This window comes from Streptomyces sp. NPDC044921 (assembly GCF_056432865.1).
The window spans coordinates 254,555-276,877 of the sequence record NZ_JBWKIF010000007.1 but is presented as its reverse complement, the minus strand read 5'-3'; the positions used below and the strand labels follow the sequence as shown (position 1 = coordinate 276,877).

Annotated in this window: 23 protein-coding genes and 1 tRNA gene; 15 read left to right on the top strand and 9 right to left on the bottom strand. The window is 74.9% G+C overall.

Annotation, left to right across the window (positions count from 1 at the left end; translation table 11 throughout):
* Nucleotides 1–15: 15 nt before the first annotated feature.
* Both AC07DA_RS14005 and AC07DA_RS14000 read left to right on the top strand, forming a co-directional pair.
* A complete protein-coding gene (locus AC07DA_RS14005; protein ID WP_479127727.1) occupies nt 16–816 on the top strand; it encodes an SCO4651 family lipoprotein in 801 nt (266 codons plus the stop codon).
* 112 nt (nt 817–928) lie between these two features.
* A complete protein-coding gene (locus tag AC07DA_RS14000) occupies nt 929–1,150 on the top strand; it encodes a hypothetical protein (protein ID WP_383327771.1) in 222 nt (73 codons plus the stop codon).
* Nucleotides 1,151–1,530: 380 nt separating this feature from the next.
* On the opposite strand, the gene AC07DA_RS13995 is transcribed toward AC07DA_RS14000, so the two are convergent.
* The 4 genes from AC07DA_RS13995 to AC07DA_RS13980 form a co-directional block, all read right to left on the bottom strand.
* Nucleotides 1,531–3,153, bottom strand: a complete 1,623-nt coding sequence (locus AC07DA_RS13995) for a type 1 periplasmic-binding domain-containing protein (protein WP_479127725.1) — start codon at nt 3,151–3,153, stop codon at nt 1,531–1,533.
* Nucleotides 3,154–3,157: 4 nt separating this feature from the next.
* Entirely contained in the window at nt 3,158–5,371 is a 2,214-nt protein-coding gene (locus AC07DA_RS13990; protein ID WP_479127723.1) for a hypothetical protein, read from the bottom strand.
* A gap of 129 nt (nt 5,372–5,500) precedes the next feature.
* Nucleotides 5,501–5,968: an MSMEG_6728 family protein gene (locus AC07DA_RS13985; RefSeq protein WP_479127721.1), complete on the bottom strand. Its 468-nt coding sequence runs from the start codon at nt 5,966–5,968 to the stop codon at nt 5,501–5,503.
* 105 nt (nt 5,969–6,073) lie between these two features.
* Nucleotides 6,074–8,575, bottom strand: a complete 2,502-nt coding sequence (locus tag AC07DA_RS13980; protein WP_479127719.1) for an ATP-binding SpoIIE family protein phosphatase — start codon at nt 8,573–8,575, stop codon at nt 6,074–6,076.
* Nucleotides 8,576–8,740: 165 nt separating this feature from the next.
* Here AC07DA_RS13980 and AC07DA_RS13975 point away from each other — a divergent pair, with 165 nt between their 5' ends.
* Complete coding sequence (locus AC07DA_RS13975) at nt 8,741–9,736, top strand: DUF72 domain-containing protein (protein WP_479127854.1); 996 nt, start codon at nt 8,741–8,743, stop codon at nt 9,734–9,736.
* On the opposite strand, the gene AC07DA_RS13970 is transcribed toward AC07DA_RS13975, so the two are convergent.
* The 4 genes from AC07DA_RS13970 to AC07DA_RS13955 form a co-directional block, all read right to left on the bottom strand.
* Nucleotides 9,636–12,032 carry a copper resistance CopC/CopD family protein gene (locus AC07DA_RS13970; protein WP_479127852.1) on the bottom strand — a complete coding sequence of 799 codons (2,397 nt, stop codon included), beginning with the start codon at nt 12,030–12,032 and terminating at the stop codon, nt 9,636–9,638. The two genes, AC07DA_RS13975 and AC07DA_RS13970, sit on opposite strands and share 101 nt — an antisense overlap.
* 291 nt (nt 12,033–12,323) lie before the next feature.
* Nucleotides 12,324–12,797 (bottom strand): cupin domain-containing protein, encoded by a 474-nt coding sequence (locus AC07DA_RS13965; RefSeq protein WP_479127717.1) that lies wholly within the window; start codon nt 12,795–12,797, stop codon nt 12,324–12,326.
* On the bottom strand, nt 12,794–13,402 hold the full coding sequence (locus tag AC07DA_RS13960; RefSeq protein ID WP_479127715.1) for a GNAT family N-acetyltransferase: 609 nt from the start codon (nt 13,400–13,402) through the stop codon (nt 12,794–12,796). The genes AC07DA_RS13965 and AC07DA_RS13960 overlap by 4 nt, the downstream gene beginning before the upstream one ends.
* Entirely contained in the window at nt 13,395–15,491 is a 2,097-nt protein-coding gene (locus AC07DA_RS13955; protein ID WP_479127713.1) for a penicillin acylase family protein, read from the bottom strand. Before AC07DA_RS13955 ends, AC07DA_RS13960 begins: the two co-directional genes overlap by 8 nt.
* A gap of 83 nt (nt 15,492–15,574) precedes the next feature.
* On the opposite strand from AC07DA_RS13955, the gene AC07DA_RS13950 reads away from it, so the two are divergent.
* The 6 genes from AC07DA_RS13950 to AC07DA_RS13925 all read left to right on the top strand — a co-directional run bounded on the left by AC07DA_RS13950 (nt 15,575) and on the right by AC07DA_RS13925 (nt 19,079).
* Nucleotides 15,575–16,294, top strand: a complete 720-nt coding sequence (locus AC07DA_RS13950) for a siderophore-interacting protein (RefSeq protein ID WP_479127711.1) — start codon at nt 15,575–15,577, stop codon at nt 16,292–16,294.
* Between the two features lie 44 nt (nt 16,295–16,338).
* Entirely contained in the window at nt 16,339–16,932 is a 594-nt protein-coding gene (locus AC07DA_RS13945; protein WP_479127709.1) for an HhH-GPD-type base excision DNA repair protein, read from the top strand.
* 294 nt (nt 16,933–17,226) lie between these two features.
* On the top strand, nt 17,227–17,565 hold the full coding sequence (locus AC07DA_RS13940) for a hypothetical protein (protein ID WP_479127707.1): 339 nt from the start codon (nt 17,227–17,229) through the stop codon (nt 17,563–17,565).
* A gap of 72 nt (nt 17,566–17,637) precedes the next feature.
* Nucleotides 17,638–17,772, top strand: a complete 135-nt coding sequence (locus tag AC07DA_RS13935; protein ID WP_479127705.1) for a hypothetical protein — start codon at nt 17,638–17,640, stop codon at nt 17,770–17,772.
* 278 nt (nt 17,773–18,050) lie between these two features.
* The gene (locus AC07DA_RS13930; protein WP_004943146.1) at nt 18,051–18,347 is read left to right on the top strand and encodes a type II toxin-antitoxin system VapB family antitoxin; all 297 of its coding nucleotides are present in this window, start codon (nt 18,051–18,053) and stop codon (nt 18,345–18,347) included.
* Nucleotides 18,348–18,467: 120 nt separating this feature from the next.
* Entirely contained in the window at nt 18,468–19,079 is a 612-nt protein-coding gene (locus AC07DA_RS13925; RefSeq protein WP_479127850.1) for a LytR C-terminal domain-containing protein, read from the top strand.
* Between the two features lie 72 nt (nt 19,080–19,151).
* Here the strand turns inward: AC07DA_RS13925 and upp are convergent, their stop codons facing one another.
* A complete protein-coding gene (gene upp, locus AC07DA_RS13920) occupies nt 19,152–19,787 on the bottom strand; it encodes a uracil phosphoribosyltransferase (protein WP_479127703.1) in 636 nt (211 codons plus the stop codon).
* Nucleotides 19,788–19,919: 132 nt separating this feature from the next.
* Here upp and AC07DA_RS13915 point away from each other — a divergent pair, with 132 nt between their 5' ends.
* The 6 genes from AC07DA_RS13915 to AC07DA_RS13890 all read left to right on the top strand — a co-directional run bounded on the left by AC07DA_RS13915 (nt 19,920) and on the right by AC07DA_RS13890 (nt 22,226).
* Complete coding sequence (locus tag AC07DA_RS13915) at nt 19,920–20,189, top strand: hypothetical protein (RefSeq protein WP_479127848.1); 270 nt, start codon at nt 19,920–19,922, stop codon at nt 20,187–20,189.
* Nucleotides 20,190–20,465: 276 nt separating this feature from the next.
* The gene (locus tag AC07DA_RS13910) at nt 20,466–21,011 is read left to right on the top strand and encodes a tRNA adenosine deaminase-associated protein (protein WP_479127701.1); all 546 of its coding nucleotides are present in this window, start codon (nt 20,466–20,468) and stop codon (nt 21,009–21,011) included.
* A gap of 56 nt (nt 21,012–21,067) precedes the next feature.
* Complete coding sequence (gene tadA, locus AC07DA_RS13905; protein ID WP_479127699.1) at nt 21,068–21,499, top strand: tRNA adenosine(34) deaminase TadA; 432 nt, start codon at nt 21,068–21,070, stop codon at nt 21,497–21,499.
* 56 nt (nt 21,500–21,555) lie between these two features.
* Nucleotides 21,556–21,640 (top strand) — tRNA-Ser (locus tag AC07DA_RS13900).
* A gap of 116 nt (nt 21,641–21,756) precedes the next feature.
* Nucleotides 21,757–21,933, top strand: a complete 177-nt coding sequence (locus AC07DA_RS13895) for a hypothetical protein (protein ID WP_479127697.1) — start codon at nt 21,757–21,759, stop codon at nt 21,931–21,933.
* Nucleotides 21,933–22,226 carry a Dabb family protein gene (locus tag AC07DA_RS13890; RefSeq protein ID WP_479127695.1) on the top strand — a complete coding sequence of 98 codons (294 nt, stop codon included), beginning with the start codon at nt 21,933–21,935 and terminating at the stop codon, nt 22,224–22,226. The genes AC07DA_RS13895 and AC07DA_RS13890 overlap by 1 nt, the downstream gene beginning before the upstream one ends.
* The last annotated feature ends 97 nt before the right edge of the window (nt 22,227–22,323 follow it).

The following is a 22,323-nucleotide window of genomic DNA, read 5'->3' as shown; positions in this document are numbered from 1 at the left end:
TCCTCGCGTGGCCGGGTGCCGCGGCGAGTCACCGGCGCGGCGTTCGCCGCTGTGCTGCTCGTCGGGGGAACGGTTTCGTGCGGGGAGGGCACGGCGGGCGGGGCCTCGCCCGCGGCTGCCGTGGCGGAGGCGGCGGCGCACTCCGAGCGGATCGCCTCCCTGCGCTACCGGCTCACCGGGACCCTGCCGGAAACGGGCCGGCTGGAGATCCGGTTCGTCGACGAGGTGAGGTACGTCGGCGGGAGCGCGACCGACGGGGAGAGGCCGGACGGCAAGGACTGGTTCCGCGCCGAACCGGCCGTCTGGGGACGCGGCGCGATGGACAACCGGTCCCACCGGGTGCTGCCGGCCCGGATCGAGGGCGACCCGGCCGCGCGGTCCAGGATCCCGACCGCCTCCCAGGACGTGCGGAGGAGGATCGGGACGGAGACGATCGACGGCGTCAGGACCACTCGTTACCGGGGGACGGTCACCGGTCGCGGCATCAGCGCCTCCCGTGACGCCGCCGCGGACGAGGCCGCCCGGGACCGCCAGATCGGCAACCTGGACCCGTTCATGACGCTGCGCGTCGACGGCGCGCTCACCGTGGATCCGTGGATCGGTGACGACAGCCACACCGAGCAGTTCCGCCTGCGGGGCGACAGCCGTGGCACTCGGGGCGGCACCGACGGCCGGCCGCTGGAGATCGTCGATGGCGAGCCCTTCGACCTGACCCTCACGTTTCTCGACGTCAACCGGCCGGTGACCGTCGAGGCGCCACCGTTCGAGGACACCGCCGGCATGGCCGCGACGGCGGGCGGGGCACCGCCGGACTGAGCGTGGCCGCGACGCCGCCGGGAGGGTTCGCGTCCGGCGACACCCCGTGTTCTTCATGTGATCAAGCTCGCCCGTCCCCATGAACACCCCCCGAGGCGCATACTGGGGCGTGATGACAAAGCGTGCTGCACAGAAGCGTCATTTGCCTACCAGCCCCTTCGCGGCCCCTGTCGCACCGGCGCCGAAGCACTTCGCCGTCGGGGACCAGGTCACCCATGACATGTACGGCCTCGGCCGGGTGATCGGTGTCGAGGACGGGATCGCGGCGCTCGTGGACTTCGGTTCCGCACAGATGCGGATCCTGAGCCCCTACGCCAAGATGACCAAGCTGTAGGACCACGGTGCCGGGTCCCGGCACGCGCGGCCCCGTCAGGGGGCCGCACCCGACGAAGGAGAGTCCTCCCATCGAACCGACTTCGCTGTTCTCCGCTCCGGAAGGGCAACCCCGCCGCTCCCCGGCGGCATCGCCTCCCCCGGTCATCGATCCCTTCCGGGCCCCGGACTTCCCGGATCTCCCGGACTTCGGAGAGGACGACGTCCCGTCCGAGGAGTCCCGGGAGCCGGGCGGGCCCGGGGAGTTCCGGGACGTCCGGGAGCCCGGCCAGGGGCAGCGGTCCGCACCGGGCAGGCGGGTGTCGCGGCCGCGCCGCAGGGCTGCCTAGCCGGCCCGGCCCCCGCCCGCGGCGGCGCTAGCGGCCGGTCCCCGGCTCTCCCTCACGGCGTCTCGCTCGGGATCACGCAGTTCTTCGGCTGCGGCCGACCCGCCGGCCAGCCCAGGCCCACGAACTTGAGCGTGCCCCGGCCCTCGCGGCCCGGGTCCAGTTCCACGATCGCGGCCGGTTTGTCGTAGGCGTTGCCCCCGGTGGTGAGGCAGATCAGGCCGCTGGTGGCCTGGACGCGGTGGCGGGAGTGGAGGAGGGACCACTGGCGGCCGACGTCCTCGCGGCTCGGGACCGTCGTGTCGGGGGCTCCCTGCTGGGCCTGGTGCAGGGCCTTGCCGATGGTGAGGAGCCCGTCGTGGACCAGCATCGTGCGGGAGTCCTCCAGGTTCGGCGTGGAGCCGAGGGAGATGCCCTCGCGCCGGGTCGCGGTGATCTGGGCGCGCAGGGTGTCCAGGGCCGTCTTGGGTTCGGTGAGGTACTGGGGGAGCTCCTGGGGCTTCGGGGCGCGCTTGTGGGTGGCCGTCCACTTCTTCGTCCAGGCCGCCAGTTCCGTCGTCCAGGCGTCGGGGTGGGCGGGGGCCGCGTACTGGACCGTGACCTTGGGCCGTCCGTCGTCGCCGCGCAGCGAGGCCCAGTCCCGTTCCGTCATGTCCTGGCGCAGCGAGGCCGCGTCGGAGCCGCTGACGATGGTGTAGTGCCGGCCCTCGCAGCCCACCTGGGCGAGTTTGAGGGCGAAGATGCGCAGGTGGAGGGTGCGGCCCGCGAAGTAGATCGTGTCGGCCTCGGAGTCGCAGATGTTGTTGGCCGTCTGCGTGAACTGGTTGCCGGTGGAGCCCGCCTCGTCGATGGACGGGGACTCGAAGGACATCGCCGCGGGACCGGCCGGACCCCGCTCCTCGATCCGGCTGAACGCCCGGGCCAGGGATTCGGTGTAGCCGTCGGGGCGCTTGTCGTAGACCAGGACCGTGCGGATGTTGCGGCGGCCCTGACCGCCGTTGAAGTCGGCCAGGGCCCGGGCCGCGTCGTTGTTGGTGGGCAGGATGCGGGCCAGGCCGGGGAAGCGCAGCTCGGCCATGCCGTCCGCCCGGTCCTCGTTGGCGATCCGGTCGCCGCTGATCCGGGCGGCCAGCACCGGGACCCTGTGCTCCGTGAGGCGTTTGACGGCGGCTTCCGTGGCGGCGAGGCTCAGGTTGAAGCCGGTGACCGCGCGCAGCCGGTCCTCGGGGGAGTCGGCCATCCGCAGCAGGGTGTCGACGACCTTCGCCTGGTGCCGGTAGTCGCGCCCGGGGTTGGCCAGGACCAGCCGGATCTTCGGCGGCTCGCCCTCACCGGCGTTGGCCTGCCGCTGCCCGAGGTACGCGCCCTGCAGGTCGCTGCGGATCTGCCGGCGCAGGGCCTCGCGGTCGGACTGCAGGGGCAGCATCATCGCGACCGTGACGTGCGGCTGGTCCTCGATCCTGTCGTTCTCGCGGGCGACGGCCCGGGCCACGTCGGCGATCTCCGGGGTGCCGAAGTCGTAGCCCTCGCCGTTGACGCCCACGCACTCGCCGTCGATCCGCTCCACGCCGTCGGCGCAGGTGTCCGGCTTGCGGACGAGGGAGGTCGTGAGCGTGACGCCCGCGACGAGGACCACCACCCCCAACAGCGAGTAGAGGATCTTCTTCCATCTCGGCATGCCGTCATCTCCTTCGCCGGAGCTGGTCGGTGCAGGTGCAGCGCAGCAGGGGCTGTTCGTTCTCGGCCAGGGCGCTCCAGTCCGCCGCGGTCCTGCTGAGCCGGCCGGCGCCGTCGAAGTCCATGATCGAGAGGAGGTCCAGCAGCTTGGCCAGGGTGCGTGCGGTCTCCTTGCCGGTGGGGCGGGTGCGTTCCTCGCACAGCCACACCGCGTGCAGCAGCTGGTCGACCGTGCGGCGCAGCGGCGGGCCGTCCACGGACACCAGGCCCTGGGCGCGCTCGCGCCGGGCGTCGGCGCCGCCCGGGTACGGGGCCTGGGCGATCTCCAGCAGTTCGGCGCACCAGGCGCGGGGCCGGCCGGGGAGCGTGGCGGCGAGGTGGCCGACGACGTCGTCGGCGCCGCCGGAGACCAGGTGGTGGTTCATCCGGTGGGCGGTGAGGGAGCGGAAGGCGCCCTCGTGCGGGGTGCCGTCGTCGGCCCCCTCGTCGTCCGGCAGGTCCTCGTCGCGGATGCGCCGCTCCCCCGCCGCGCGCCGCGCGTAGTGGTCGCGCAGCAGGTGGTGGTCGGCGTACCAGGCGGCGCCGTCCGGGAGCAGGCCGTAGAGGCGGTGGACGAGGAGCTGGCGCAGGCCGAAGTCGCCGATGAAGTGGCGTTCGCAGGTGGGCCAGCCGGTGTCGGTCAGGAGCCGGGCGACGTGATGGGCGGTCAGGTGGTGGACCCGGCCCGCCTGGTGGTGGCGGAGCAGGACGTCCGCGCACTCGGTGTCGTGGGCCACCGACAGGTGGGTGAGGAGGTCGAGCCAGTGGTCGTGGTGCTCGGCGGGGAGCCGTACGGGCAGCTGGTGCAGGACCAGTTCGCGTAACAGCACCTCGGCGACCGGGTGTTCGGCGTCGTCGCCGGGCAGGCGCAGGGGGGCGTCCAGGAGGTCCCGGTCGTTGGCGTCGGCCGGCATGCGGAACGCCGCCGCGGCGGCGGCCAGCCGGATCACCGTGTGCGGACGGCCGCCGCTCAGCCGGGCGACGGCGGCGTCGATGCGGCGGCGGTTGGTACCGCCCTCCGGCTCGGCGCGCTGCTGTCTTCGCACCGTCTCCCGGCGCAGCTGGTCACCGGTGAGCAGCGGCATCCGCAGCAGGAGCACGCCGTCGGCGAGGGGGGCGCGGTCGGCGCCGTCGTCCGTGCGGCGGGACCAGGCCGGCGGGGCGCCGTCGGCGGGCCGGTACTCGGCCGGGGGCGTGGTGAGCGCGGGCGGCAGGCCGCCGTGCAGGAAGGCACCGCCGTCCGGACGGCGGGCCGTGCCCACGATGACGACGCGGTCGCGCAGGCCGCCCCGGCGGTCGGTGAGCACCGCGCGCAGCAGCTGCTCGCCCAGGGGTGACTCGGCGTGGTCCAGCAGCAGGCCCGGTCGGCCGACCCGGCGCAGCCAGCCGGAGGGGGAGGCGTACGCCGCCTCCAGGTCCTGGCGCAGGGCCCGGAAGAGGAAGCCTTCCGCGACCTCCCGCGCCTCGCCGCCCGCCCGGAAGTCGGCGGCGAGGATGCGCAGGCCGATCCGGGGCTGGCCGGCCGCGCCGGGGTAGGCACCGTAGACCCGCTCCAGCTCCGCCCTGCCCCGGGGAGCCGCGCGTTCGAAGACGGCGTCCAGCAGGGCGTTGCTCACGGCCGCCGAATAGGGGTCGAACGCCTGCCCGTACAGGGTCGCCAGCAGGTTGCGGATGGTGCCGCGCAGCATGCCCCGCCAGAAGTCGCCGCCGCCCAGGCCGCGCACGCGGCGCCGCTGGGGCAGGTCCTCGTAGCGTTCGGCCTCCGTCGCGACCGCCTCGGGCGTGCCGTCCGCGACGCCGGTGGCGATCATGGCGAGGCCGGTGAACAGCCGCGGGAAGGCGAACGAGCCGCCCGTGCCCTGCCAGGTGCACAGCCGCCGGGCCACCTCCACCAGCGCCTCGGTCGCGGCCGAGCGGGCTTCCGGCTCCGGGCCCGCCCGGTCCTCGTACACCGGCGAGGCGCAGTCGAGGTGGATCACCGGCACCTTGGCGGCGAACCGGTCCCGTACGGCGCGCAGCAGCCGGCCCTTGCCCATGCCCGGGCCGCCGGTGAGCAGCACCACCGGCAGATCGGGACCGTACAGCGGCTCCCGGCCGGCACCCGAGGGCGAACGCCCCAGCAGCCGCGCGAAGAAGCCCTCCTCGGAGAGGAGTCCTTCGAAGCCCAGTTCCTCACACACGGTTCCCCCATGACGTCCTGCCCGCCCGAACCCGTGACCGATGTGCCGGAAAAGATCCAGTGGAACACGGAACCGCGCGGTCGACAACGGGTGCCGCCCGGACGGGAGTTGACGGAGAGGGCGGTGCGCCTACGCGGACCGGTCGGAGGCGGGCCAGACGTACGGCAGGTCGTCGGGCACCCCGGGGAAGACCGCCCCGTAGGTGTCCGGGTCCTTGCGCACCAGCGCCGAGCGGTGACTGCGGTGGAAGGGCGTGTCGCCCAGCCAGGGCGGCAGTTCGCCCTCGGCGGCCAGCTCGTGCTGGTCGCGGACCGGGGCGTGGGGGCGCACGGTGGCGAGGTCGGCGACCAGGGTGGCCGCGCAGCTGTCCTGGTGGCCCAGCTCGCGCCAGGCCCGGCAGATCTCCAGTCCGTAGCGGACCAGGGCCTCCTCGTACCCGGCCCACATCCGCACGGCCGGGTGCCGGCGCCAGCCGTAGCCCGGCACGATCAGACCGCGCAGGACCTGCAGCGCCTCGACGCGCTGCTTGCCGAGCCGGCGGCGGTCCAGGGCCAGGGCGGTTGCCCGGAAGTCGGGGTAGGGCAGGAAGGTCTGCATGCCGTGGTCCGTCCCCTCACCGCGTGGGGCGGCCGGCCCACGGCACCGGGTGGGCGGGGACGCGGTCGGTCGGCTGGCCGGTCGGAATCGTCATGGCCGGGGTCCTCACGGGAGGGTCAGGGTCTGTTCCGCCCAGATGGTCTTGCCCGTGGCGCTCTGGCGGGTGCCCCAGCGCTCGGTCAGCTGGGCCACGAGGAGCAGGCCGCGGCCGCCCTCGTCGTGGCTGCGGGCGCGCCGCAGGTGGGGAGCGGTGTTGCCGCCGTCGGACACCTCGCAGATGAGGGTGGCGTCGTGGATCAGGCGGAGCCGGACCGGGGGTTCGGCGTGGCGGATGGCGTTGGTGACGAGTTCGCTGACGACGAGTTCGGTGACGAAGACGGCGTCGGGCAGGCCCCACCGCTCCAGTTGCGCCACCACGTCCTTGCGGGTCCGGGCGACCGCCGACGGGTCGCAGGGCACCTCCCAGGTGGCGACCTGGTTCGCGCCGAGCGCGCGGGTGCGGGCGACGAGCAGGGCCACGTCGTCGGCCGGGCGCTGGGGCAGCAGCTCGGCGAGGACCCGGTCGCACAGGGCGTCCAGCGAGGGCGCCGGACGGGCCAGGGCGTCTCTCAGACTCTGGACACCGGCGTCGATGTCCCGGTCGCGGGTGGTGACGAGGCCGTTGGTGTAGAGCGCCAGCAGGCTGCCCTCGGGCAGTTCGACCTCGGTCGCCTCGTAGGGCAGGCCGCCGACGCCGAGCGGGGGCGCGGCCGGGAGGGCGACCAGGTCGACCGTGCCGTCGGGGCGTACGACGGCGGGCAGCGGGTGCCCGGCCCCGGCGAAGCAGCAGCGCCGGGAGACCGGGTCGTAGACGGCGTACAGGCAGGTGGCGCCCACGTCGGCCGAGGTCTCCGCGGCCGGGGCGGGTCCGGCGGGCGCGCCGGGGTCGCCGTCGCCCTCCTCCTCCGTGTTCAGGCGGGCCACGAGCTCGTCCAGGTGCGTCAGCAGCTCGTCGCACGGCAGGTCGATGTCGGCCAGGGTGCGCACCGCCGTGCGCAGCCGTCCCATGGTCGCGGAGGCGTGCAGGCCGTGGCCGACGACGTCGCCGACGACCAGGGCCACCCGGGCCCCGGACAGGGGGATGACGTCGAACCAGTCCCCGCCCACGCCCGCGTGTCCGCCCGCCGGCAGGTAGCGGGAGGCGACCTCGACCGCCGTCTGCCGGGGCAGTCGCTGGGGCAGCAGGCTGCGCTGGAGGGTGACGGCGGTGGCGCGCTCGCGGGTGTAGCGGCGGGCGTTGTCGATGCTGACCGCGGCCCTGGCGGCCAGCTCCCCGGCCAGGACCAGGTCGTCGTGCCGGAAGGTGTCCGGGTTGCGGTGGCGGACGAAGAAGGCGACGCCCAGGGTCGTGCCGCGGGCGGTCAGCGGCACGGTCAGCACCGAGTGGACGCCGGAGCTCCGGACCCGGGCGGCGCGGGCCGGGTCGCGCGCGAACCACGCCGTCAGGGCCGGGCCGGTCACCTCCTGGACGGTGGGCCGTCCCGTGCGCAGGCTCTCGAACGGTGCCGAGCCCGCCGGGTAGGAGTCCACCTCGCCGGCCGCCACCACCGCCTCCGGGGCGCCCGGCGTGACGGACCGCAGCGCCACCCGCCGCAGGCGCAGCGGCCCGCCCGCGGGCAGGGCCCGGACGGGCGGTTCGGGCTCGTCGTCCAGCGTGGCCAGCAGATCGACGCTGGCGAAGTCGGCCAGGTCCGGCACGGTCACGTCGGTCAGCTCCTGGGCCGTGCGCGTCACGTCCAGGGTGCTGCCGATGCGCCGGCCCGCCTCGGCGATCAGCTGGAGCCGTCTGCGGGCCCAGAACTGCTCCGTCATGTCGTGCGCGGACAGGCACACGCCCCGGATGACGCCCTCCGGGTCGCGCAGCGCGGACATGAAGACGGACCAGGCGTGTTCGTGGTCCTCGCCGGGCGCCTGGAGGTAGTTCTCGTCGTACTGCGGCTCCCCGGTCCGCAGCACCCGGGCCATGCTGCGCTCCGCCCGCTCGCCGGCGGCGTCGTCGATGATCTCCGAGACGCGCAGGCCGCGCATCTCCTCCTCGGTGAGTGCCGTGGAGCGCTCCATGTCGGCGTTGGCCCGGCGCAGCCGCAGCCGGGTGTCGTAGATCGCCTGGGCGCAGCACGGGGACTGGGCAAAGCTCCAACCGACCAGCGAGTCGTCGAGACCGGGCTCCGGCCCGGTCTCGCCCAGCGCGGAGACGACGAGCCAGGCGGGGGCGCCGGTGCCGGGCGGGCGGTGGTGGGCGAGGATCCGGACGGTCAGCTTGCGGCCGTCGCGGTGGCGCAGGGCGATGTCACCGTTCCACCGGGACAGCCCGGCGAGGGCCGGCATCCCGCCGCGCACGGGGATCGGCTCGGCCAGCAGGTCCGCGGCGCGACGGCCGAGCATCCGCCCGGCCGGGTGTCCGAGGAGCCGCTCGGCGCCCGCGTTCCAGCCGGTCACCCTGCCCTGTTCGTCGAGGGCCACACGGGCGGTGAGGTCTTCCGCGACCAGGGCGTCGAGGGCTTCGGGAGCTTCGCGGGCCGTGCCGGGCGGGCGGCCGGCCCGGCCGAGGGTGACGGGCTGCTCCATGTTCGGTCATCTCGCTCTCGCGGAGGCGTCGGCCAGGTCACCGCAATAGGCAACTATGACCTGATTACCCGCATTCGGGCGCTTTCACCGCCCGTCACCGGCCGTCGTAGGAGCCTGCCGGCGCCCGGCCCGGGTAACCGCTCCCCCATGGGCGAGACGGGTGAGATCGGCAGGATCCTGGTGGGCACGTGTTCCTGGACGGACCGGGCGCTGGTCGGCAGCGGCTGGTACCCGGCCGGGCGGCGGGACGCCGAGGGGCGGTTACGGCACTACGCCGAGCACTTCCCGGTCGTCGAGGTCGACGCCTCCTACTACGCGCTGCCGAGCGAGCGGAACAGCGTGCTGTGGGCCGAGCGGACCCCGGACGGTTTCGTGTTCGACGTGAAGGCGTTCTCGCTGCTGACCGGGCATCCCACCCGGCAGGCGGTGATGCCGGACGGACTGCCGGCCGAACACCGGGACCCCGCCGTGCTCGACGCGGTCTGGGCCCGGTTCGCGGCCGGCGTCGAGCCGCTGCGGTGCGCCGGACGGCTCGGGAGCGTGCTGTTCCAGTTCCCCCCGTGGTTCCGGCCGGGCGAGCGGGCCGAGACGTTCCTGGGGCAGTGCGCGGAGCGGACCCGCGGCTGGCCCGTCGCCGTGGAGTTCCGGCATCCGTCCTGGTGGGAGCCGGACCGGGCCGAGGCGACCCGGGCGCTGCTGGCCCGGCACGGGATGGCCGCGGTCGCCGTCGACATGACGCAGACCCTGCCGTCCTCCATGCCGCCGGTGACGCCGGTGACCTCGCCGGGGCTGTCCGTCGTGCGGTTCCACGGCCGCAGCGCCGCCTGGGGCACCGGCAGCAAGGAGGACCGGTTCCGGCACGACTACGACGAGGACGAACTCGCCGAGTGGCTGCCCCGCGTGCGGCGGCTGGCCGAGCGGACCGAGCAGGTGCACGTGCTGTTCAACAACTGCTGCGGCGACGCCGCCGTGCGGGCCGCCGGGACGATGAAGCGGCTCCTCGGGGGTGGCGGGCCCATGGCGGCGGTGGCGGGCGGGTCCACGGCGGTGGCGCGGCTGCCTAGGGCACGATCCGCACCCGCTTCTCCTCCGTCACCTGGTCCACGTCCGACACCCGCACGGTCGTCCTCATCGTCCAGGTCCCGGGGAGCGGCAGATTGACGGCGTTGGTGCCCCAGTAGCCGCCCTGGTCGGTGAGTTCGGCGTCGATCGGGCCGAGTTTCCGGGCGGGCAGGCTGAAGGTGACGCGGACCTCGGGGACGACGACCAGGCCGGTGTCGGCGCCGTAGACCACGGCTTGGACGCCGTTCTCGCCGACCCGGGCCGGGTCGAGGGTGACCTGTACCGTGCCGCGGCCGGTCACCCCGCCCGCGCCCGTGTCGAAGGGCACCGTCACCTGCGCGGTGGGCGGCAGCGTGCCCGCCGGGGCCTGCCGGGCCGCCTCGGCCTCGGCGCGGCCGGGCAGGGTGCCGGTCAGCACGGTGGTGATCGCCAGCACCACGGCGGCGACGGCGACCTCCACGAGCACGGAACGGCGCAGCCCGCGCCGCCGGACGTCGGGGTCCCCCGGCGCACCGGGCCCCACCGATTCGTCCGCGCCGCCGCCCTGGGAGCCCCGGTCCGCCACGGAACCCGGGGCGTCCGCACCGCCCCTTCCGGGAGCCGGGTCCGCCACGGAGCCCTCCGGAGCGTCCGCGCCGCCCCTTCCGGAGGCGGGGTCCGTCACGGAGCCCTCCGGAGCGTCCGCGCCGCTCGTTCGGGGGGCCCGGTCCGCCACGGAACCCGGGGCGTCCGCGCCGCCCCTTCCGGCGGCCGGGTCCGCCGGTTTCCCGTGCCGCTCCGGGTCCGCCACCCCTGGCTCCGCCGCGCCCGGATCCGCTGGGTCCGCGCCTGTGCCCGGCTCGACGTCTGCTGAGACCGCGTTGGCCGCGCGGGTCGGCGGCGAGCCGGTGGTGGCCGACCCGGTAGTGACCGACCCGGTGGTGGTTGCCGCGCCCGGAGCCACCGGAGGCGCGGCTACCGAGGACTCGGCCACCGCGTGCGCGCCGAGCCGCTGCGGAGCCCGCGCCGGTAGAGCCGTCCGGGCGGTGGCCTCCGGCGCCGCGGTCCGCACGGCCGGGCCGGTGGTGCTCGCCGCACCCGTGGCCGCCGAGCCCGCAGCCACCGAGCCCGTAGCCACCGCGCCCACGGTCATCGCGCCCACGGGCACCGCGTGCGCCCCGTCCGGCTGCGGGGTCGCTGCCGGTACGGTCGTCCGGCCGGTGGCCGCCGGGGCCGCGGTCCGGGCGCCGGCGGCCGGGGCGGCGATGCGGGCCGTCCAGCGCCGGGCGTGGCCGGCGGCCAGCAGCAGCGCGGACACCGCGGCCAGTTTGAGGAGCAGCAGCCTGCCGTACGACGTGCCGGTCAGCGCGGACAGGGAACCGAGGCCGCGCCAGGACTGGTACAGGCCGGTGACCGCCAGGACGGTCACGGAGGTGAAGGCGACCCGGGAGAAGCGCGGGACGACCTGCGTCAGGTCCTCGACGGAGGCGCGGCGCAGGGTCAGCAGCAGCGCCACGAGCCCGCCGAGCCAGACGCCCGTGGCCAGTAGGTGCAGCACGGAGGACGTCATCGCCAGCGGCACCTGGATGCCGGCCGAGGCGTGCTCGGCCACCGCCCAGGTCAGGGCGAGGGCGACGGCCAGGGCGGTGCCGGACGCCCGGACGGCGGGGCGGTGGTGGTCACGGCTCCGGGACAGCCGGGCCAGGAAGGCCGCGATCAGCAGCAGGATCACCAGGCGGGCCAGCAGCGCCCGGCCCGGGCGGCTGGACAGGCTGCGTCCCAGGGCGTCACCGTCGAAGGCCGCGAGGGGCCCGGCGCCGGTTTCGTAGGGGGCGCGCAGCAGGAGCAGCGCGGCCGTGGCGCCCAGGAGCGTCCACCAGGCGGCGACCAGGGGCCGGCGCAGCGGGGACGTGCCGGCCGGGCGGCACAGCGACACGAAGGCGACCACGCCGACGACCAGGGCCGCGGCGAGGTAGGCGAGGTAGCGGGCGAGGTCGTAGAGACCGTCGGTGAGGGAGTCCTCCTCCGGGCCGGTGTCGATCTGGACCGTGGTCGCGGAGCGCTTGCCCACGGAGAAGCTGAAGGCGCCGGAGACCGGGTGGCTGTCGGCGGACACGACCCGCCAGGCGACCGTGTACGTGCCCTGCGCGAGCTTGCCGTCCAGGCGGACCCTGGCCGTGTCGGAACGGCCGTCCGCGTGCGCGGCCTCTCCGGTGGGGACCCGGCGCTGGTCGGGGCCGAAGACCCGGAAGGAGTCGTCGAGCAGGCCGACGGACTCGGTGAAGGTCAGGGTGACGTGGCGGGGGGCGCGGGCGACGACCGATCCGTCCTCCGGGTCGGTGCCGCGGAGGGCGGAGTGGGCCGGGGCGGGGGCCGCTCCCCCGAGGAGCAGTACCAGCACGGCGCCGAGCAGCACCAGGGCTCGGGCTCGCCGGGGGTGTCCGACATTGCGCTCCACGTGGGTCTCCGGGGTCGGGCTGTACGGCTCCCGGTTAGGTACGGACGGGAAGCGCGCAGCGCTCACCGGTCCCCCGCCGGGGGCCGGGAATGCGCCGGCCGCCCGAACCCTGGGGCCGGGGGGTACGACCACCCGCCCACGCCCGAGGGCCGGGAGGTACGACCACCCGCCCGCACCCGAGGGCCAGCCAAGGAGTACGGCCACCCGCCCACACCCTAGGGCCGGGGAGTACGGCCACCCGCCCGCACCCTAGGGCCGGGACAGCGCGGCGACCGCGTCGGCCACCGCCGGGTAGCGCGCGGCCAGTTCGGCCGCGTCCCCGTGTTCGTAGCCCTCGAACGTGAAGCCGGGGGCCATGGTGCAGCCGAACAGGGTCCACGCGCCGCCCTGCCGGACCCTGCCGCCCATCCACGTGCCCGCCGGGACCGTGAACTGGACGTGCTGGCCGTCGAGCACCTCCGGCCCCAGGACCACCGTGCGCGCGCTTCCGTCCGGGGCGAGGAGCAGGAGCTCCAGGGGGTCGCCCCGGTAGAAGTGCCAGATCTCGTCCGTGGGCAGACGGTGGAGGGCGGAGAAGTCGTCCGCCGTGAGGAGCGCGACGATCGCCGTGCCCTCCGGTCTGCCGTCGGGGCGGCCGGGCCCGGCCCAGGTCTGGCGGAACAGGCCGCCCTCGCGGGGGATCGGCTCCAGGCCGTAGTGCGCGATGAGGTCGTCGGGCGTCACGCGGGGAAGAGTATCTCCCGTTCCAGGAAGGCGAGCTGGGCCTTCTTCTCGGGCAGGTACACGTCCGGCAGGTCGACCTCCGGCAGGACCACCACGGGCCCGGCCGTGAAGCCCTGCTTGAGGAAGCGGGCGATCGCCTTGTCGTTGCGCACGTCCGGGTCGACCACGACCCGGCGGCGGTCCAGGCCCACCAGGACGTACGCGGCGACGACGGCGACCAGCCCGGCCGTCCAGCCGTGCCTGCCGCCGCCCGGCCCGGCGGGCGCGAGCAGCAGGTGGACGCCGATGTCGCCGGGGCGGACGTCGTAGCACTCGCCCACGCGGTCCGCCTCCGGCTCGTAGGTCTGCAGCAGCGCCACCGGCTCGCCCTCGCGCACGACGAGGAAGGCGTGGTGGGTGGTGAGCGTGTCCATGTGGGCGTAGACCTCGGCGACCTGATGCTCGGTGAGGCCGGTCATGCCCCAGAAGGCGGCCCGCTCCTCGCTCACCCAGCGGTGGACGACACCGGCGTCGGCCTCGGCGTCCAACGGCAGGACGCGGACGGTGCCGAGGCCGTCGGTCACCTGCTCGTGGACGGCGGTGCGGGAGGCGTACGGGTCAGACATCGGTCTCCTTCGTCAGCAGGTCCCAGTCGGTGACGACCGGGACGAGGTCTCCCCGCAGCCACAGGGGGAGCTGGTCGCGGTGGTGGGGCGAGCCGGGCAGGCCCGAGGCGCCGAACGGGACCACCCACCGGCTGTCCTCGCGCCGGGCCAGGTCCCAGACGTACCGGGCGGCCGGACCGCGCGCGGCCCGGTCGGTCAGGCCCGGCACGGCCGAGGTGCACAGCACGCAGTCGTGGTCCCCGGACAGCCCCGGTTCCTCGTACGGTTCCTCCGGGTCCAGGGCGCGCCAGGGGGCCAGCCGGTGGGTGTCGCCCCAGACGCCGGCCGGGGGCCGCGCCGCCACCTCGTCGAGCGCCGCGCGGACGGCCGCCGGGCGGTCGATGCCGTACAGCTCCCCGGCGGTCAGCAGGTGTTCGAGGGCGAAGCCGACCCGCGGCAGGAGGGCGAGCCAGGGCAGGAACACGTCCGGGTACGCGGGCGGCGTGGCGAGCGCGGCGAAGGCCGGGTCGGCCGCGAGCCGCCGGACGACCGCGGCGCGCAGCGCCGCGTACAGGGCCGCGTCGGCGCTGCCGGCGTCCATGCGGCGGTCCCAGGCGAGCAGGCGGTCCTTCAGCGCGGCGGCCTCGGGGGGGAGGCCGTCGAGGGAGCGCAGGTGGTCCAGGAGCGCGGCCGCGGAGGCCAGGTGGGTGTCCGTGTGGACGGCGGGCATGTCGGCGGCGGACCAGCGCTCCTTGCCGGCCAGCAGCGCGGCGATGCGGTCGTGGCGGTGGGGCGGGGCGAACTCGACGCCGAGGGGGGCGGCGGGGCCGCGGTGGTTGGCCATGACGGCGACGCCGTCGGTGAGCCCGGCGCGGGGCGTCTCCTGCCGGCCGTGCCACTCGTGGCCGGGCTCCCAGGCGGGCACCACGCGCAGCCGGTTGGCCTCGGCGCGCAGCGGCACGTACCCGGCCACGCGGTGCAGGACCCCGCCCTCGGTGTCGGCGGCCTGGACGACGTTGACCGGCTCGGCCCAGCGGTCCAGGGCCCGGTCCACGTCGGCGACCCGGCGGGCCCGCAGCAGGGGCAGCAGGGCGCCGAAGCCGAGGTCGCCGGTGACGCGGGGCGGGTAGCGCAGGCTGACGGCGAGCGGGGGCAGGTCCGGCTCGGCGGTGCCGCCGTCCAGGCCCTCGGGGCCGCCGATGACCACCGGGCCCCGGGCGGTCTCGATCACCTCGACCTCGACCGGTTCCTCGCCCGCGACCTCGACGGTCTCCGTGTGCCGGGCGGCCCGGCGCCAGACCCCGTCCGGGTCCAGCGCCTCGACGCCGGCGCCCGTGCGCCGCAGCCGCTCCCGGTAGAGGTCCTGGTAGTCGGCCATGGCGTTGGTGATGGCCCAGGCGACCGTGCCGGTGTGCCCGAAGTGGGCGATGCCGGGGATCCCGGGGACGGCGAGGCCTACGACGTCGAACTCCGGGCAGGACAGGTGGATCTGCTGGTAGACGCCCGGGTCCTCGATCCAGCGGTGCGGGTCGCCGGCGATGACCGCACGCCCGGTGACGGTCCGCCCGCCGCTCACCAGCCAGCCGTTGCTGCCGGAGGTGCCGGGCCCGTCGGTGGCGAACAGGCCGATCGCGTCCGCGCCGAGGTGGGTGGCGACCTGCTCGCGCCAGAGCTTGGCCGGGAACCCGGCGAAGAGGATGTGCGTCGCGAGCCAGACCCCGAGCGGCGTCCAGGGGTCCCAGCGCCCGGGGGCCAGTCCGGTGCGGGCGAACTCGGGGACCGCGCGGCCCCGGGCCCGCTCCAGCCCCGCGTTCACCCCGTCGACGTAGGCCCGCACCCACTCCGCCGTCCCGGGGTCCTGTCTCTCCAGCCGGGTGAAGCAGCGTCTGGCCGTGTCGTCGAGTCTGGCGCGTCTGGCGAACCGGTCCCAGGCCAGGGCGCTCGCGCCGAGGAAGGACGCCGAGGTGCCCTGGGCCCGGTGCCGTTCGACCTCCAGCTGCCAGGCCCGGTCGCGGGCGGTGACCAGTCCCTGGGCACGGGCCAGTCCGGCCGCGCTGTCCGCGCGCAGATGCGGAATGCCCCAGGCGTCACGGTAGATCTCGATGGCCACCCTGTACCCCCACCTTCCTTTAGGTTAGCCTTGCCTAAGTCATGGCTGTGTGGCCGGAATCGTACGCGAGGGGCTGAAACGCGATGGGGCAGGGGCGGGGTTGGGAGGGCGCGGTCCTCAAACTGCTGCGCGCGAAGGATTTCCGGTTCACGGTGACGGAGACCGAGGACGTCACCCCGGACTACCGGCGGCTGCGCTTCACCGACGGCGGCCTGCTGGCCGCCACCGGCGTGCACCCGACCATGTGGGTCCGGCTCTGGTTCGACAACGCGGGCAAGCCGCACCAGCGGGCCTACACGCTGGTCGACCCCGACCCGGCGACCGGCACCTTCGCCCTGGAGTTCGCCCTGCACGCGGGCTGCGCCAGCGACTGGGCCCGGGCGGCCAAGCCCGGCGACACCATCGAGGCGACCGTCCAGGGCACCGGCTTCGAGCACCCGAGCCCCGCGCCCACGCACGTCTTCGCCGTCGGCGACCCGGCCTCCCTGCCCGCCGTCAATTCCCTCCTCGCCGCCCTGGGTTCCGCCCCGGCGACCGTCTGGTTCGAGGGCGGCGACGACGACCTGCCGTTCCGCACCGACCCAGGCCGCCACGAGCTGCGCAGGGTGCCCCGCCAGGACTCCGGCGCCCACCTGGTCGAGCGGGTGCGGGCGGACCTGCCCGGGCTGCTCGGCCGCACCGCCGACCCGTACGTCTGGATCGCCTGCGACACGGCGACGACCCGCACGCTCGCCGCGTACGTCCGCAAGGAACTGGGCCTGCCCAAGCAGCGCGTGCACGCCCTGGGCTACTGGCGCCCCTGAGCGGCCCGGGAGCGCGGCCGGACGCACCGGGGGATGATCGGGGCATGGACGTCACCCTGCACCTCGCCCAGGACCCCGAGGCCGACGCGCTGCTCGGCCGCAGTCCGCTCGCCGCGCTGATCGGCATGCTGCTGGACCAGCAGATCCCGATGGAGTGGGCGTTCAAGGGCCCGGCGGCCATCGCCCAGCGGCTCGGCGCGGACGACCTGGACGCGCACGAGATCGCCGCGCACGAGCCGGAGGCCTTCGCCGCGCTGCTGTCGCGGAAACCGGCCGTGCACCGCTATCCGGGCTCCATGGCCAAGCGGATCCAGCAGCTGTGCCAGTACCTCGTCGAGCACTACGACGGTGACGCCGAGGCCGTCTGGAGGGACGCCGGCTCCGGCAAGGAGCTGCTGAAGCGGCTGGCGGAGCTGCCCGGCTTCGGCAGGCAGAAGGCACAGATCTTCCTCGCCCTGCTGGGCAAGCAGCTCGGGGTGCGCCCCGAGGGCTGGCGGGAGGCGGCGGGCCCCTACGGCGAGGAGAGGTCCTTCCGCTCGGTCGCCGACATCACCGGCCCCGAGTCGCTGGCCAGGGTGCGGGCGCACAAGCAGGAGATGAAGGCGGCGGCCAAGGCCGCGAAGGCCTCCCGCGGATAGGTCCGGTTCCGCCCTCCCCGCGCGGGAGAGCGCGCGCGGCGTGGCGAGCCGGGGGCGTGCTCCTGGTCCCGGCGTCAGCCGCGTGGCCCGCTCCCGGTGGCGGGTGCGCCGGGCCCGGTCCAAGCATGGACCATGACCGAGCCACCGACCGGCGAACCCCGGGACCAGGAGCACGCCCCCGGCGCACCGGGCCGCCGCACCCCCTGCGAACGGGCCACGTGCTCCCTACGCCGAGCGGGCGGTTCTCACGGCCCGCGCGATGAACGGCGTGCCCGCGGCGGGCAGTGACCTCCCGTGCACCCCGCGGCGCAGCCGGTCCCCCGCGCCACCCGCCGGCACACCTGGCCGCGGGTGCTCGTCCTGCTGCTCGCCCTGCTCGTGCCCGGCGCGCACGCCGCGGCGCACACGGTCCCGGCGGCACTCGTCCCCGGGGAGAGCACGACCGCCGAGTACGACGCCTTCGACACCGTCCTGCGGCCCGCCGCCCGGAACACCCGCCGCTCCGCCGCCCCGCTGCGCCCGGCCCCGCTGCCGGCCCCCGGCCCCGCGTGCACCGCACGGCGCCCCGTGCCCGTGCCGCCGGACCCGCCGCACGACCCTCGCCCCCTGCGCTCCGAGGTCCTGCGCTGCTGAGCGGACCGCCCACCGGTCCACCAGGCCCGCACGGAACCACAAGACGGAACCACAAGGACGAGGAACACAGCCATGCTCCAAGACCCGTACGCGGTCCTGCGCGCCCTGCTGCGCGCGGAGGCCGCCCGCAGCGCCCCCAAGCCGAGCACCCCGCCGGCCGAGCGCAAGCCGCAGCTCCCGAAGCCGGAGGAGCGGGGCGGCCGCTGACCCGCCCGCGGCGGCGGAGACGGCCGGAGCGGTGTCTCCGCCGCCTCCCGGGTCACGCGCCACGAGCGGACTCCCGCCCCCTTTCGGGCGAATCGGGCGACGGGCCCGGGTGGGCGCCTCCCCGGCGGACGAAGGGGGCCGGCCGCCGACGGCACGGGCGCACGGTCCGGCATATGCGCGCTCCTGCTGCGGTTCGTACCGCCTTGTGGGGTTTTTTTCGGCGTCGTACTCCGTCGCCATGGCTGCGCCCGGAAGGTCTTGACCGGTAGGCTTTCCGTGTGATCTTCAAGCGCATCGGAAACGGCCGGCCGTACCCCGACCACGGCCGGGAAAGCACCCGGCAGTGGGCGGACGTCGCGCCGCGCCCGGTCCGCCTCGATCAGCTCGTGACGACCAAACAGCAGCTCGACCTGGAGACCCTCCTCGCCGAGGACTCGACCTTCTACGGCGACCTCTTCGCGCACGTCGTGAAGTGGCAGGGCGACCTGTACCTGGAGGACGGCCTGCACCGCGCGGTGCGGGCGGCGCTCCAGCAGCGCCAGGTGCTGCACGCGCGCGTGCTCGAGCTCGACTGACCCCGCAGGTCACGGGTTGGCCCTTTCGGGTTCCGCTGGGCGACGTCGAATGATCATCTAGTAGGCATCGTCGCCCGGGCGCACTACGCTGCGCTCATGAGCATGCTGACTCCCCCCGGCATGGGCGGCAAATACCGCATCACGGGCAACAGGTATCCCCGGATGCGCCGGCCCCGGCGGCGCGGCAGGCTCGTCGCCGCGGGCATCGCCTCCGCCGCCGTGCTCGGCGTGGGCGGCTGGGGCACGCTCCAGCTCATCGACGTCTTCACGGGCGGCGACAAGGCTTCGGCGGCCGGCGGCGGGGACTGCTCCCCCACGGCCAAGGCGAGCCCGTCGCCCAGCGCCAGGCCCCTGCCCGAGCCCCGCACCGTCACGGTCAACGTCCTCAACGCCACCACGCGCAGCGGCCTGGCGAAGAAGACCGCCGACGAGCTGAAGAAGCGCGGCTTCAAGATCGGCGAGGTGGGCAACGCGCCCAAGCAGTACGACAAGAAGGTCAAGGGCACCGGCCTGCTGCTCGGCCCCGCGTCCGCCCTGGACACCGCGCTGCCGGTGCTCGGCACCCAGCTCCCCGGCGCCGAACGGCGTACCGAGGCGGCCCGCAAGGGCGCCGCCGTCGACCTCCTCATCGGGGACGCCTTCAAGGAGCTGGCGAAGAAGCCGGACGCCGACCGGGCGCTGACCGAACTGGCCAGGCCCGAGCCGGCGCCGACGACGAAGAAGGGCTGCTGAGAGGCCCGTCCCGCTACGGGGAGGCCCGACGAACCCGTGACAGGCCCGTCGCGCCCGAGAGGCCGGTCCGGCCTACTCGGCCGCCCCGTACATCCGGTCGCCCGCGTCACCGAGGCCCGGGACGATGTAGCCGTGCTCGTTCAGGTGCTCGTCGACCGAGGCGGTCACGACCGTCACCGGCGTGCCCGCCAGCTCGCGCTCCATGACCTCCACGCCCTCGGGCGCGGCCAGCAGCACCACGGCGGTCACGTCGTCGGCGCCGCGCGCGATGAGCTCCTGGATCGCCGCGACCAGCGTGCCGCCGGTGGCCAGCATCGGGTCGAGCACGTACACCTGACGGCCCGACAGGTCCTCCGGCATGCGCGTGGCGTACGTGGAGGCCTGCAGCGTCTCCTCGTTGCGGATCATGCCGAGGAAACCCACCTCGGCGGTCGGCAGCAGCCGCACCATGCCGTCCAGCATGCCGAGGCCGGCCCGCAGGATCGGCACCACCAGCGGACGCGGGTGGGAGAGCTTGACGCCCGTGGTCCGCGCGACCGGCGTCTGGATGTCGACCTGTTCGGTGCGCACGTCGCGCGTGGCCTCGTAGGCGAGCAGGGTGACCAGCTCGTCGGCCAGGCGGCGGAAGGTCGCGGAGTCGGTGCGCTGGTCGCGCAGCGTGGTGAGCTTGTGGGCGACCAGGGGGTGGTCGACGACGTGGAGACGCATGTCCACAACAGTAACCGGGCCCGATGACCCCGGCCGCACGGCAGGCACGCCGCCCGGCCGTCACCCGTTCGCCGGCGTCAAACGGGCCGTCCGGGGGAAGGTGGGAGAGACGGAGTGGGGGTGGTGAACCAGATGCCCGACCGGGAGACCCGACACGACCCGTCACCGCGCGCACGGCCCGGGACGGACCCGGAGACCGACCGGACGGCCGAGCGGGCCGGAGCGGACGGGACGGCCGAGCGCAGCGGCGCCGAGGAGTCCGACGCCGAGCGCCGCAGGCGCCGCGCCCGGTTCCTGCGCGACCTGGCCGAGGCCAGGGAACTGCGCGACCGCGTCCAGCCGCGCCGCGCCAAGACGGCCCGCCTGCGGCACGCCATGCGCATGCGCACGTTCCGCTGGTAGGGAACGGGCACGGAAACCGCCGGGGAAGATCACGAACCGCGCGGACGTTGTGGCGGGTGACCGTGCGTGGAGCAGGGCAAAGCCGCGTACGATCCGCAGGTGGCGGCAACGAGCGTGCGAGCGCAACTGCCGGACACAGGGGGCCGAAGACGTCCCCTGAACGCCTTGTTTCTGCCACGATTCCGAGTGGGTGGGGCTCGGACGAGCACTCCCCGCCCGCAACCTCCGCCGGGGGGACCCCCAACCGGCACGCCTAAGACCAGTGGGAGAGTCACGGTGTACTTCGCCGCACTGCTCGCGCGCACCGAAGACGGGTGGGAAGCGAGCGACACAGAGCTCGACGATGTGGAAACCCTGTCGGATCTGGCCGACCTGGCCCGTGAAGCCTCCCCCGACGAGGACACGGTGCTCGTGCTCATCGAGCAGGAGGACGCCTGGTTCGGCGTCGTCCGCGTGGACGGCGAGGAGGATCCTCGCATCTACGTCTCGGACGCCGCCGCCGCTGCCCGCAGCAGCTACGGCGAGATCCTGCTCACCGACGAACTGCTCGGCCGGGATCCGGGCGACGACGCCTCCACCGACCTGGACGCCCTCGACCTGGACGGCACCGAGGACGGCGAGTCGGACGACGACGAGGAGGCCGGCGACGGCGACGGCGCGGCCGGCTCCGCCGAGGCCGTGCCGCACGGCCCGGTCGGCGACGCCGGGATCCTCGACGACCTCGGCGTGAGCGAGAAGGAACTGCGCTCGATGTCCACGGACGCGGTCACCGAGATCGCCGAGTCCCTGGGCGCCTCGGAGACCCTGGAGACCGTCCGCTGACCGCTCGCCCCGCCCCGGGGCCGCCGGACCCGGTACGGGACCCCTGGCGGCCCGCGATGCGACTCGCCCTGGACGAGGCCGCCGAGGCCGTCCGGGGCGGGGACGTCCCGGTCGGCGCCGTCGTCCTGGCGCCGGACGGCACGACCGTGCTCGCGGCCGGGCACAACGAACGCGAGGCCGGCGGCGATCCGACGGCCCACGCGGAGGTCCTCGCCCTGCGGCGGGCCGCGACCGCGCTCGGCCGGTGGCGGCTCGCCGGCTGCACCCTGGTGGTGACCCTGGAGCCCTGCACGATGTGCGCGGGCGCCATCCAGCAGTCCCGCGTCGACCGGCTCGTCTACGGCGCCCGCGACGAGAAGGCCGGCGCGGCCGGATCCCTGTGGGACCTCGTCCGCGACCGTCGCCTCAACCACCGGCCCGAAGTGATCGAGGGCGTGCTCGCCGAGGAGTGCGCCGGGCTGCTCACGGCGTTCTTCCGCGCTCGCTGAGCGGCCGCCGGGAACCGATTTCGAAGCACGCGGCACCTTGCTGTAAGGTCTCCCTCGGTAGCGTGTCCGAGCGGCCGAAGGAGCTCGCCTCGAAAGCGAGTGTGGCGCAAGTCACCGAGGGTTCAAATCCCTCCGCTACCGCCTGAGAAGGGCCCCGTCGCGAGACGGGGCCCTTCGTGCGATCCGCCCCTTCGGGTGTCCGGTCCTTCGTGCGATCATGTGCGCTGTTCGTGACATGAGTGACAGGGGAGGCCGCGGTGGCGGTGAACGCGAAGAAGGCCGCCGTCTACGTGCTCGTGGTCTTCGCCGCCTACGTGATCATCACGGACCCGGACGGGGCCGCCGACTACGTCCGGATAGGGTTCCAGGGCATCTCGGACGCCGCCCAGGCCCTGGGCGACTTCGCGTCGTGGGTCGCCAACGGAGGAAAGTGATGATCCGCCACCTGGTCCTGTTCAAGCTCAACGAGGGCGTCGAGCGCGACGAGCCCCGGGTCGTGCAGGGCGTCGAGGCCTTCCGCGCCCTCGACGGCAGGATCCCCGAACTCCGCCACTGGGAGCTCGGCTGGAACGTCAGCGACCGGCCCATCGCGTACGACTTCGCCATCAACTCCGCCTTCGACGACGCCGAGGCGCTGCGGCGGTACGTGGAGCACCCCGACCACCAGGCCGGTGTGGCGCTGTGGCGGGAGTTCGCCACCTGGGTGATCGCGGACTACGAGTTCTGAGGCCGGCCGCCCCGGCCGCCGCGAGCCCCCTGTCGGTGCGACAGGGGGCTTCTTCGTGACGTGAGTTCATTTGTGCGCCATTCATCCCTCAACACGT

Coding starts and splice junctions, on each gene's coding strand:
- AC07DA_RS13995 (WP_479127725.1), bottom strand. CDS start 3,153: ATGCCGAGATGGAAGAAGATCCTCTACTCGCTGTTGGGGGTGGTGGTC.
- upp (WP_479127703.1), bottom strand. CDS start 19,787: ATGCGTCTCCACGTCGTCGACCACCCCCTGGTCGCCCACAAGCTCACC.
- AC07DA_RS13935 (WP_479127705.1), top strand. CDS start 17,638: ATGCTCCAAGACCCGTACGCGGTCCTGCGCGCCCTGCTGCGCGCGGAG.
- tadA (WP_479127699.1), top strand. CDS start 21,068: ATGCGACTCGCCCTGGACGAGGCCGCCGAGGCCGTCCGGGGCGGGGAC.
- AC07DA_RS13925 (WP_479127850.1), top strand. CDS start 18,468: ATGGGCGGCAAATACCGCATCACGGGCAACAGGTATCCCCGGATGCGC.
- AC07DA_RS13980 (WP_479127719.1), bottom strand. CDS start 8,575: ATGGAGCAGCCCGTCACCCTCGGCCGGGCCGGCCGCCCGCCCGGCACG.
- AC07DA_RS13960 (WP_479127715.1), bottom strand. CDS start 13,402: ATGTCTGACCCGTACGCCTCCCGCACCGCCGTCCACGAGCAGGTGACC.
- AC07DA_RS13890 (WP_479127695.1), top strand. CDS start 21,933: ATGATCCGCCACCTGGTCCTGTTCAAGCTCAACGAGGGCGTCGAGCGC.
- AC07DA_RS13915 (WP_479127848.1), top strand. CDS start 19,920: ATGCCCGACCGGGAGACCCGACACGACCCGTCACCGCGCGCACGGCCC.
- AC07DA_RS13985 (WP_479127721.1), bottom strand. CDS start 5,968: ATGCAGACCTTCCTGCCCTACCCCGACTTCCGGGCAACCGCCCTGGCC.
- AC07DA_RS13945 (WP_479127709.1), top strand. CDS start 16,339: ATGGACGTCACCCTGCACCTCGCCCAGGACCCCGAGGCCGACGCGCTG.
- AC07DA_RS13950 (WP_479127711.1), top strand. CDS start 15,575: ATGGGGCAGGGGCGGGGTTGGGAGGGCGCGGTCCTCAAACTGCTGCGC.
- AC07DA_RS14000 (WP_383327771.1), top strand. CDS start 929: ATGACAAAGCGTGCTGCACAGAAGCGTCATTTGCCTACCAGCCCCTTC.